Annotated in this window: 11 protein-coding genes; 5 read left to right on the top strand and 6 right to left on the bottom strand. The window is 64.5% G+C overall.

The window, feature by feature from the left end:
• Window positions 1–38 precede the first annotated feature (38 nt).
• Entirely contained in the window at window positions 39–1,070 is a 1,032-nt protein-coding gene (locus QGV55_RS11385; protein ID WP_281016693.1) for a hypothetical protein, read from the top strand.
• A gap of 33 nt (window positions 1,071–1,103) precedes the next feature.
• Entirely contained in the window at window positions 1,104–1,574 is a 471-nt protein-coding gene (locus tag QGV55_RS11380) for a hypothetical protein (protein WP_281016694.1), read from the top strand.
• A gap of 36 nt (window positions 1,575–1,610) precedes the next feature.
• On the opposite strand, the gene sulP is transcribed toward QGV55_RS11380, so the two are convergent.
• The 6 genes from sulP to QGV55_RS11350 form a co-directional block, all read right to left on the bottom strand.
• The gene (sulP, locus tag QGV55_RS11375; protein WP_281016695.1) at window positions 1,611–3,323 is read right to left on the bottom strand and encodes a sulfate permease; all 1,713 of its coding nucleotides are present in this window, start codon (window positions 3,321–3,323) and stop codon (window positions 1,611–1,613) included.
• A gap of 82 nt (window positions 3,324–3,405) precedes the next feature.
• A complete protein-coding gene (locus QGV55_RS11370) occupies window positions 3,406–5,085 on the bottom strand; it encodes a bifunctional protein tyrosine phosphatase family protein/NAD(P)/FAD-dependent oxidoreductase (RefSeq protein WP_281016696.1) in 1,680 nt (559 codons plus the stop codon).
• 18 nt (window positions 5,086–5,103) lie between these two features.
• Complete coding sequence (locus QGV55_RS11365) at window positions 5,104–5,988, bottom strand: MBL fold metallo-hydrolase (RefSeq protein ID WP_281016697.1); 885 nt, start codon at window positions 5,986–5,988, stop codon at window positions 5,104–5,106.
• Between the two features lie 43 nt (window positions 5,989–6,031).
• Window positions 6,032–6,244 (bottom strand): DUF2892 domain-containing protein, encoded by a 213-nt coding sequence (locus QGV55_RS11360; RefSeq protein WP_281016698.1) that lies wholly within the window; start codon window positions 6,242–6,244, stop codon window positions 6,032–6,034.
• Window positions 6,245–6,399: 155 nt separating this feature from the next.
• The gene (locus QGV55_RS11355; protein WP_281016699.1) at window positions 6,400–7,062 is read right to left on the bottom strand and encodes a Crp/Fnr family transcriptional regulator; all 663 of its coding nucleotides are present in this window, start codon (window positions 7,060–7,062) and stop codon (window positions 6,400–6,402) included.
• Entirely contained in the window at window positions 7,062–7,532 is a 471-nt protein-coding gene (locus tag QGV55_RS11350) for an Rrf2 family transcriptional regulator (RefSeq protein ID WP_281016700.1), read from the bottom strand. Before QGV55_RS11350 ends, QGV55_RS11355 begins: the two co-directional genes overlap by 1 nt.
• 239 nt (window positions 7,533–7,771) lie before the next feature.
• Between QGV55_RS11350 and QGV55_RS11345 the strand changes: the two genes are divergently transcribed.
• Genes QGV55_RS11345 through QGV55_RS19760 form a run of 3 tightly spaced genes read left to right on the top strand, consistent with a single transcriptional unit; the run spans window position 7,772 to window position 10,282 of the window.
• Complete coding sequence (locus QGV55_RS11345; protein WP_281016701.1) at window positions 7,772–9,181, top strand: cytochrome ubiquinol oxidase subunit I; 1,410 nt, start codon at window positions 7,772–7,774, stop codon at window positions 9,179–9,181.
• Entirely contained in the window at window positions 9,171–10,175 is a 1,005-nt protein-coding gene (gene cydB, locus QGV55_RS11340; RefSeq protein ID WP_281016702.1) for a cytochrome d ubiquinol oxidase subunit II, read from the top strand. Before QGV55_RS11345 ends, cydB begins: the two co-directional genes overlap by 11 nt.
• A complete protein-coding gene (locus tag QGV55_RS19760; protein ID WP_348637613.1) occupies window positions 10,175–10,282 on the top strand; it encodes a DUF2474 domain-containing protein in 108 nt (35 codons plus the stop codon). Before cydB ends, QGV55_RS19760 begins: the two co-directional genes overlap by 1 nt.
• Window positions 10,283–10,323: the final 41 nt, after the last annotated feature.

Genomic DNA, 10,323 nt, shown 5'->3' with positions numbered 1-10,323 from the left:
GGTCGCGATCCAGACCGGCGCACAACCAGAAGGGGAGTATGCTTTCGCCGGTTCCGACCGAACAGTTGATGAATTGTGCCCCTTTGTCGTTGCCTTGTCACGTGACGGCGGCGACAATGACGTGTCGTGCAGGGGGACAGGGACCGGATGCGATGAAACCTTTGAGTGTTTCAGTGCTTGCACTGGCCATGATCGGCTTGGGCGCCTGCCAGGGGGATCAGGCTGAACCGGGTCCGGTGCAGACCGCTTCTGCGGCCGGTGTCACGCCGTGTCCGCGCGCCGCGGTTGTGCAGCCGGATGAGATCGAGTCGCGCTTTCTCTCCTCGCTGGCTGCGCCGATACTCGGGTTTGCGGCGGAGAAGATCTTTGATCTGCTGGTCGGCACCCTCGATACCGGTGCGGAAGTTGCCGCGGCCGGGGTCGACAGTGTGACGAGTGATTCAGGTGCGGGATCGCCTGCGGCGATCAACGCGACGATGGATTGCGTTCCTGCGCAATCCGATAGCGGGACACTGGCCTCGGCGCCCGAGCCGGAACCTGTGTCAGCCACCCTGGTTGTGGCGACCTATCTTGACGATGGTGGCGAAAGCCTGCGTCAGGTCTCCCCCGACGAGACCACATTCACCGGCCAGGACCGGATTGTCCTGCGAACCACGGCCAACCTGCCGGGCATTCACCGCCTGTCGAACCGGACACCGGACGGCAGGCTGGTGCCGATCGGCGACTGGCCCGCTGCCGCAGGACAGGTGCACGATATCGGGCCGTTCGAGTTCTCGGGCGCGCCAGGCACCGATCAGGTAATCTTCAGCTTCATGCCCTGTGCTGATCCGGCGACCGCTGACAGTGACAATCTGGATGTCGCAGCGGATGTGCGGTCCAGCCTGCCTGCCTGCCGTGATGTGCAGCTTGCCGCGCGCACCGGGCTGCCTGCGCCCAGGGACATGTTCATCGCCGACAAGGGCAAGAATCATTTCACCTCCGCACGGCTGGACGACCTGGTCGCAGAGCGGCGCCTGCGCCGGCCATTGCAGACCGAGCTGTCATTTCGCCATGCCCCTGCCGGAGGCTGATTCCGACCGTGACGATCAGAGGAGGATTCCGTCATGAGACCGATTTCCGCGATTGCAGGCGCCGTTCTGGCCCTGTCCGTAGCTTTCTCGGCCAACGCCTTCGAACTGATCAGCCGCAGCGAGATTCTGGCGATCCGTGACGGCTCGCTGCCCGGCTCGACGCTGGAGGCCGCGCCGCGTGCCGTTGTCGCGGATGCGCCTGTCATCGAACTGGTGCAGCCCAACGCAACGACCCATTTCAAGGCCCCGGTGGACATTCACGTCCGGATGCGCCCCGGCCTTGGCGCTTCACTCGACATGTCGAGCCTGGAAATCCGCTACGTCGGTTCCATCTTCTCATTCGACATCACGGACCGGATTCTCGAACGTGCCGAGGTGAAGGACGGCGAGATCATGGCCAGCAACGCCGACCTGCCGGCGGGGGAGCACGAGATCCTGATCCGCGTGAATGACAGCTGGGACCGCAGGGGCGAACGCCGCTTCAACTTCACTGTCGAGGAATAGTTGCCCCCGGCGCCTGCGGCCTGCGCCACCCTCCGTTCAGGGTTTCAGCGTGCGCCAGGCGTCATACTGGGACAGGAAGACCTGGCCACTGAGCCTGTCGAGGAAATGGGTGGTCTGCAGCCGGTCCATCACCGGTCCCTTGACCTCTGACAGATGCAGCCTGACGTCGATGCTTTCCAGCCGCTGGTTTATCGTCTCCAGGCTCTCCAGCGCCGAATAGTCGATCTCGTTGATCGCCGAGCACATCAGCACAACGTGCCGGATATCCTTGTTCCCGGACAGTCGGTTGAGCACCAGATCCTCCAGGAAGCGCGCGTTCACGAAGAACAGGCTTTCATCGACCCGAAGGCTGACCACCGATGGATCGGTCTCGACCTTGTGGCGCAGGATGTTCCGGAAGTGCTGGCTGCCGGGCACCAGTCCGACCTCGGCGACATGCGGCCGGGAACTCTTGTAGAGGTGCAGCGCCAGCGAGAGGATCACGCCGGTCGATACGCCGACCTCCACGCCCAGCGTCAGTGTCAGGACGATTGTCGCCAGCACGGCGCTGAAGTCCGCCCGCGAATAGCGCCAGGTCTTCTGCAGGATGCTCAGGTCGACCAGGCTGAGGACCGCCACGATGATCGTCGCCGCCAGGGTGGCCTTCGGCAGGAAATGGACCAGGGGCGTGAGGGCTATCGCGGCAAAGGCCAGACCGACAGCGGTGAAGGCTCCGGCGGCCGGGGTTGCCGCACCCGCATCCGCATTCACGACGGAACGCGCAAAACCGCCTGTCACAGGATAACCGCCCGTGAAGGCTGCCCCCAGATTCGCGGCCCCCAGGCCAATCAGTTCCTGGTTCGGATCGATGCGCTGCCGCTTGCGCGCGGCGAGTGTCTGGGCGACGGATACGGATTCCACGAACCCGATGACGGAGATCAGCAGCGCGGGCACGAGCAGCAGCCGGATCAGTTCCACATCCATGGGCGGCATGGTGAGGGGGGGCAGGCTCTGAGGCACGGCACCCACGATCTTCACGCCTTCCGAGTCGAGACCGAGGCCCCATACAAGCAGGGTCGTGACGGCGACAGCCGCAACCGGACCCGCCTTGGTCAGGATGTCGGCGGGCATCGCCCCGAGACCGAGTGCCAGCAGGGAGCGTTTCAGGTGTTTCCTGACCCAGAACAGGAACCCGGTCGCGGCGACACCGATCAGCACGGTGACGGGATTGATCTGGTTCAGGTTGGTGACAAGTGACTGCACGATCTCGATCAGGGTGTGGCCACGGGCATTGATCCCGAGCACATGACCGAGCTGGCTTGCGGCGATCAGGATGCCACTGGCCGTGATGAAGCCGGCGATCACGGGATGTGAGAGAAAGTTCGCCAGGAAGCCGAGCCGGAACACGCCCATGATCAGCAGGATGCCGCCGGAGAGTGCGGCCAGGAGAAGGGCGGCGGCCAGATATCCCGCAGAGCCCTGATCCGCTACCTGACTGATGGCCGTGGCTGTCATCAGGGAGACCACGGCCACGGGTCCGACCGCCAGAACCCGGCTGGTGCCGAACAACGCATAGAGAACGATTGGCGCGATGGAGGCATAGATGCCCGCCTCCGGCGGCAGCCCGGCCAGCAGTGCATAGGCCAGCGACTGCGGGATCAGCATGATCGTGACGATGACTGCGGCGACCAGATCGTTGACCAGCGTCTCGCGCGAATAGGTGCGCCCCCAGTCCAGGACCGGCAGGTAGCGCGCGATGGATGGCTTCATGGTCAGTTGTCCCGCAGTTGGGTGGCAGGTGCGGCGGTCAGCCGTTGCGGATGACCCCGCAGCGGTCCGGGTTCAGGTCCGGTCAGTCGCTGTGAGCGGTCAGCTTTTCCGGCCTTGCCAGCCATTCGCGACCCCGCAGCATCGCCTTCCAGTAGATCGGCGGCAAGATGCGTTCCTTCAGCAGCCATGCCAGACGGCTGGGCCGGGTTCCATCGATCAGAGCCTTCGGAAAGCTTGGCAGCAAGGTGCCGCCATAGCCGAACTCGGCCAGCACGATCTTGCCGCGCTCGACCGTCAGGGGGCATGAGCCGTAGCCGTCATACTGGGCAACGGGAGAGTGCCCGGAGATGTCGGCAACGATGTTTTCCGCCACGACGGGTGCCTGCTTGCGGGCCGCCGCGGCGGTCTTCGCATTCGGGGCGTTCATCACGTCGCCGAGGGACCAGATGTTGTCATGGGTCCTGTGGCGCAGGGTTGCCTGGTCGACATCGATCCAGCCGGCGCTGTCGGCCAGCGGGGAGACACGGATGAAGTCAGGCGCTGTCTGGGGCGGACAGACATGCAGCATGTCGAATTCGGTCTCGATCAGCCGGGGCTCGGCATCCGGCTCCCGAACCTCGAAGGTCGCCTTGCGCGCCGGACCGTCAACGGCAACGAGATTGTGGAAGAAGTTCCGGGTGACGCCATAGCGATCCATGTAGGATTCCAGCGCGGGCACATAGTCCTTCACACCGAACAGGACACCACCGGCATTGTTGAACCGGATTTCGATGGCACCCAGCACCCCGTTGCGCCGCCAAGCATCGGCGGACAGATAGAGTGCCTTCTGCGGTGCCCCGGCGCATTTGATCGGCATGGGGGGCTGGGTGAATATCGCCCGGCCCGCCTTCAGTCCCTGCACCAGTTCCCAGGTATAGGGCGCCAGATCGTAGCGGTAGTTGGAGGTAACGCCATTCCGGCCCAGCGTCTCCGACAGGCCTTCCACCTTTTCCCAGTCGAGTTTCAGGCCCGGGCAGACGATCAGCCGGTTGTACTTCACGACCCGGCAGCCGTCCAGGATGACGGCATTGTTCTGCGGTTCGAACGCGGCGACGGCGCTCTTGATCCAATGGACGCCGCGCGGGATCAGACTGCCCATGGTGCGCGCCGTGTCGCTGGCGGAGAAGATGCCGCCGCCGACCATCGTCCAGCCGGGCTGGTAGTAGTGCACATCCGCCGGATCGATGATCGCGACCTCCAGCGACGGCATCCTGGCCCGGATGCTGGCTGCCACCGCGATGCCCCCCGCACCGGCCCCGACGATGACCAGATCGAATGATGCATCGCCCTGGTCGGTAGGCGTCCGGCCACCGTTGGCAATCCGGCGAACGACACCGTTCATGTCATACCCGGCGGCCTTGGTGGCGGCCAGGATGCTGGCCATGGGGCGCTTGCCGGCCTCGCTCAGGGACCAGAGCGTTGCGGAGCGGGTGCCGGTCCGGCAATAGGCCAGGACCGGGCCGGGCATGTCGCGCAGTGCATCGCCGAAGCCGGACACATCCTCATCGGAGACCACGCCTGGAACCACGGGCAGGTAGTGCATCTCCAGCCCGCTGGCACTTGCGGCTGCCGCGATCTCCTCGTGGGTTGGCTGGTCGGCCCCTTCACCGTCAGGGCGATTGCAGATGATGGTGCGGAAACCGGCGCCGGCGATGGCCGGAATGTCGTCAGCCGAGATCTGCGGACTGACCGACAGGCCATCCGTGATGTGCTTGATGTCCATGCTGTTGGTCCTTCAGTCTCAGAGGCCGTTGATCGGCACGGTCAGCACCATGTTGCCGTCGTCATCCGTCGGGATATGGCCACCGCGCATGTTCACCTGCAGGGAAGGGATGATCAGGCGCGGCATGCCGAGCTGGGGGTCGCGTTCGCTGCGGAAGGCGACGAACTCCGCCCGTGACCTGCCACCGCCGACATGGATGTTGGCGCGCTTCTCGTCACCGACCGTGGTCTCGAAGGCGATCTCGCGCCCGCCCGGGCCGTAGTCGTGGCACATGAACAGCCGCATCGCATCCGGCAGGGACAGCAGCTTCTGGATGCTGTCGTACAGCGTTCCGGCATCGCCGCCGGGGAAGTCGGCGCGGGCCGAGCCGCCATCAGGCATGAACAGCGTGTCGCCGACGAAGGCGGCATCGCCGATCACATGCACCATGCAGGCCGGCGTGTGACCCGGCGTATGGATGGCGAAGGCCTGCATGCTGCCGATCATGTAGGTGTCGCCATCGGCGAACAGGCGGTCGAACTGGGATCCGTCGCACGGAAAGCTGTCGCCTTCGTGGAAGAACGCCCCGAACGTGGTCTGCACATCGCTGATCCTGTCGCCGATGCCGATCAGCCCGCCCAGCGCTCCCTGGATGTAGGGGGCGGCGCTCAGGTGATCCGCATGGACATGGGTCTCGATGATCCATTCCAGCTTCAGCCCGCGCGCCCGGATGTCGTCGATGATCGCATCGGCGCCTTCATGACTGATGCGCCCGGCGGCGTAGTCCAGGTTGAGGACACAGTCGATGACGGCGCAGGCAGCGGTTTCCGGATCGCTCACCACATAGCTGAACGTATTGGTGTCCTCGTCGAAGAAGGCCTTGACGTCCGGCCTGGTATCCATGCTGACGGGATAGTTGTTCATGGCTCCATCTCCTCCTGCTGGTCGCGGGTTTGGCGTGGCGGTGTCAGATGCGGCAGGTGCGGATGCCGAAGATGCGGTAGAGCGGGCACATGCGCAGAGTGGCGGTCGCCAGCATCACCACGCCGATGGCGATCGCGACGTACTTCGGATAGGGCGTGGACATGGCATCCAGAGCGCCGCCGAAGGCCACGGCCAGCAGCACAACGCCGAGCAGCGCGCGGATGATGCGATCAACGGTTCCGACATTCACGGTCATCAGACCTCTCCTTTTTAAGGTGTAAAAGGAGTATATGTTTTGGCTGCTGGTCCTTCGGTGACTTTGTCACCCAACCGGGAAATTTCCTCGTGATGCGTGCGACGCCGCCATCGGGTCGAGAGTGAGACCGGTAAAAGATCTAGTTCGGATGAAGTTTAGTGGCTTTCCGCAATGTGACGCAGGCTTGCCGTGTCCAGAAGGCTGATGACGCCGCGGGCCTGTGCGACCCATCCCTTCCGCTGAAATTCGTGCAACTGGCGTGAAACCACTTCCCGCGCGGTGCCGAGTTCCGACGCCAGTTGCTGGTGAGTTGCCCGGATCTCCCGCGTGCCTCTCGCCAGGGTGACCAGCCGCTGGGCCAGGCGGACATCGATGTGGCCGAAGGCGACTTCGTCGATGACGCGGAACAGATCGGTGATGCGTCGGGAGTAGGCGTTGAAGACGAAGGCGCGGAACGCGCCCGAACCTGCCATCAGCTCGTCGAAGACCGCTCTGGGAATGGCCACGGCCTCCACATCGGTCTCGGCCACGCCCTCGGCCGTATAGTCCTCGTGCGCCAGCAGGCAGGCCGTGGTCAGAACGCAGCTCTGCCCGGCCTCGACCCTGTAGAGAACGATCTCGCGACCAGACTCGGAGGTCTGGTGGACCCGGACGGTGCCTTCGATCAGCAGCAGCAGATTGTCCGGTGACCGGCCAGGGCCGAAGATGACCTGTCCCTCAGGAACCCTGACCACGGCGCTGCGGGATACCAGTCTCTGGCGAATCTCGTCCGAGAGGCTGGACAGCCCGGCGAAGCGCTCGATCCAGGCGTCGGCCATCAGCCCAGCGCCCGCTTCGGTCGCACGATCCCGGCCTGCAGTGGCGCAATCCGGTCCAGCAGTTCACGCCTGTTGCCGGCAATGTCGGCGACGGTCAGATCGTCCAGCACGGCCATGAAGGCATCGGTGGCTTCCCGCAGGGCGCGGGACAGTCGGCAGATCCCCACCAGCGGGCAGGTGTTGCGCTCCGGGTTGAAGCATTCGACCACATCCATTGGTCCTTCCGTCAACCGGACAACTTCCCCGATCACGATCTTCTCCGCCGGCCGGCCAAGCCGAAAGCCGCCGCCCCTGCCACGCACGGTCTCCAGATAGCCGACCTTGCCAAGCTCATGCACGACCTTGACGATATGCGGGCGCGCCAGACCATGCACCTTGACCACGTCATCGACGCGGACAAGGTCCGGCGCGCGCAACGCGGCAAGCTGCAGCGACCTGAGCGCGTAGTTCGTGAAGCCGGTGAGTTTCATGGCCCCTCCCTGTTGAAACATATATCCGCGATATTGCTATCGAACAAGTTGGCTCCGTGGCCGTTCCGGGGACCTGGCTGAGCTGCTGAACGTCGCGATGAATCAGGCCGCAGACGGAGCCCTCGGGATGCTGCGGTCCGGTGCGCCATTTTGCCCTCTTAAAATATATAATTAGAATAGTTCTATTTGGCATCGATGGGCCGTGCAGACTGTTGCGGTCGCAAAATCAGGAAAGTGGCATGCTGGATTCCCTCTCCGCAGAAACACTTGCCCGGGCGCAGTTCGCGTTCACGGTCTCCTTCCACATCGTGTTTCCGGCCTTCTCCATCGGGCTGGCGAGTTTCCTCGCCGTCCTGAACGGGCTCTGGCTCCGCAGCCGCGATGCGACCTATCTGGCGCTGTTCGATTACTGGAAGAAGATCTTTGCCGTCGCCTTCGGCATGGGGGTCGTTTCCGGCATCGTCATGTCCTACCAGTTCGGCACCAACTGGTCGGTCTTCTCCGATCTGGCCGGTCCCGTCGTCGGACCCCTGATGGCCTACGAGGTATTGTCGGCGTTCTTTCTGGAGGCCGGCTTCCTCGGCATCATGCTGTTCGGGCGGAAGAGGGTCGGCGACCGGCTGCACATGTTCGCCACAGCCATGGTTGCCGTCGGCACGCTGATCTCCGCGACCTGGATCCTCAGCGTCAACAGCTGGATGCAGACGCCTGCCGGGTTCGCCATCAATGAGGCGGGGCAGTTCATCCCTGTCGACTGGATGGAGATCGTCTTCAACCCGTCCTTTCCCTATCGCCTGCTGCACATGGTCCTCGCCGCCTATCTGACCACGGCGTTTGTCGTCGGAGGGGTCGGCGCGCTGCACCTGCTGCGCGACCGGCGGGACGCGACGGCGCGGCGCATGTTCTCAATGGCCATGTGGATGGCTGCCCTGGTGACACCTGTCCAGATCTTCGCCGGGGACCTGCACGGGCTGAACACGCTGGAACACCAGCCGGTTAAGGTGATGGCGATGGAGGGGCATTACGACAGCCACCCGGACGGCGCGCCGCTGATCCTGTTCGGCTGGCCGAACGCGGCGGAGAAGCGGGTCGACTACGCCGTCGAGATCCCGAACCTCTCCAGCCTGATCCTGAAACACGACTGGAACGCACCGCTGGACGGCCTTGATACCGTGCCCGATGCGGACGAGCCGCCGGTGGCCATCGTCTTCTGGAGCTTCCGGATCATGGTCGGCCTCGGGTTCGCCATGCTGGGGGTGGGGCTGTTCAGCCTGTTCCAGCGCCTGCGCGGACGTCTGTATGATGCGCCCTGGCTGCATCGCGCGGCCCTGCTGATGGGCCCCAGCGGTTTCGTTGCCGTGCTTGCCGGATGGGTGACGACGGAGGTCGGGCGACAACCCTTCACGGTCTACGGATTGCTGCGAACCTCGGATTCACTGGCACCCGTCGCGGCACCGGCGGTGGCGACATCGCTGCTGATGTTCATCATCGTCTATTTCTTCGTCTTCGGTGCGGGCGTCTTCTACATCCTGCGCCTGATGAACCGATCCGCGCTGGCCGCCATGCCCGACGACGACGATGGTCCGTTGCGCGCCGCCGGTCCGGTTTCACGACCACACAAGGATGGGGAGGCACACCATGCCGTTTGATCTCGCCTTTGTCTGGGCCGGTCTGATCGCCTTTGCGGTGCTGACCTATGTCGTGCTGGACGGTTTCGACCTTGGCATCGGCATCCTGTTCCCCACGGGCCGCTCCCGCGATGACCGCGACGTCATGATGAATGCCGTGGCACCGGTCTGGGACGGCAACGAGACCTGGCTGGTGCTGGGTGGCGGCGGCCTGTTCGCCGTCTTCCCGCTGGCCTACGCCGTTGTCATGCCCGCGCTCTACATGCCCATCACGCTGATGTTGCTGGCCCTGGTCTTCCGGGGCGTGGCGTTCGAGTTCCGCTGGCGCACCGAACGCTGGAAGGGGGTCTGGGACGTGGCCTTCTTCGGCGGGTCCACGCTCGCCGCCCTGTGTCAGGGAATCGCCCTCGGCGCGCTGGTGCAGGGGATCGAGGTCCAGGGCCGGGCCTATGCCGGGGGCTGGTGGGACTGGCTGACGCCATTCTCCCTGCTCACCGGTGTGGCGCTGGTCGCCGGATATGCCCTGCTGGGCGCGACCTGGCTGGTGCTGAAGACGGAGGGACCGCTGCAGGCCCGGATGCGCGGCTACGCCTTCCGCCTCGGCATCGTGACACTTGCCTTCATCGGTGCCGTCAGCCTGCTGACACCCTTCCAGGACCCGGTCTACTTCCAGCGCTGGTTCAACCTGCCGGGCAGCCTCTACACCTTTGTCGTGCCGGTGCTGATGCTGGGCGCAACATGGCTGCTCTACAGCGGCTTGCGCCGTCGGAGCGACCTGCAGCCATTCCTCGCGGCGCTGGGCATGTTCGTGCTCAGCTTCATCGGGATCGGCATCAGCTTCTATCCCATGATGGTGCCCCCGGGCCTGACCATCGCCGAAGCCGCCGCCCCGGACGAGAGCCTCGGCTTCGCCCTGGTCGGCGCCCTGATCCTGATACCGATCATCCTCGCCTATACCGCCTACGCCTACTGGGTGTTCCGTGGCAAGGTGCGGGTCGGCGACGGCTACCACTGATGGCAGAGAGCGGCACGGGCAGGCGCTGGCTCTGGTTCATCGCCTACTGGATCGCTGGCGTCGCGGCGCTGGGGGTCGTGGCGCTGGTGTTGCGGATGGTGCTGTAGTGTCGGTGGCCTTGTTGGGCATTGGCAAGGCAGATGCCGTG

The organism is Minwuia sp. IMCC3009, from assembly GCF_029909415.1.
In the GTDB taxonomy this organism is placed as follows: Bacteria; Pseudomonadota; Alphaproteobacteria; order Minwuiales; family Minwuiaceae; genus Minwuia.
Note: the sequence above shows the minus strand (reverse complement) of the source record. Positions and strands in the feature narration are given on the sequence as shown.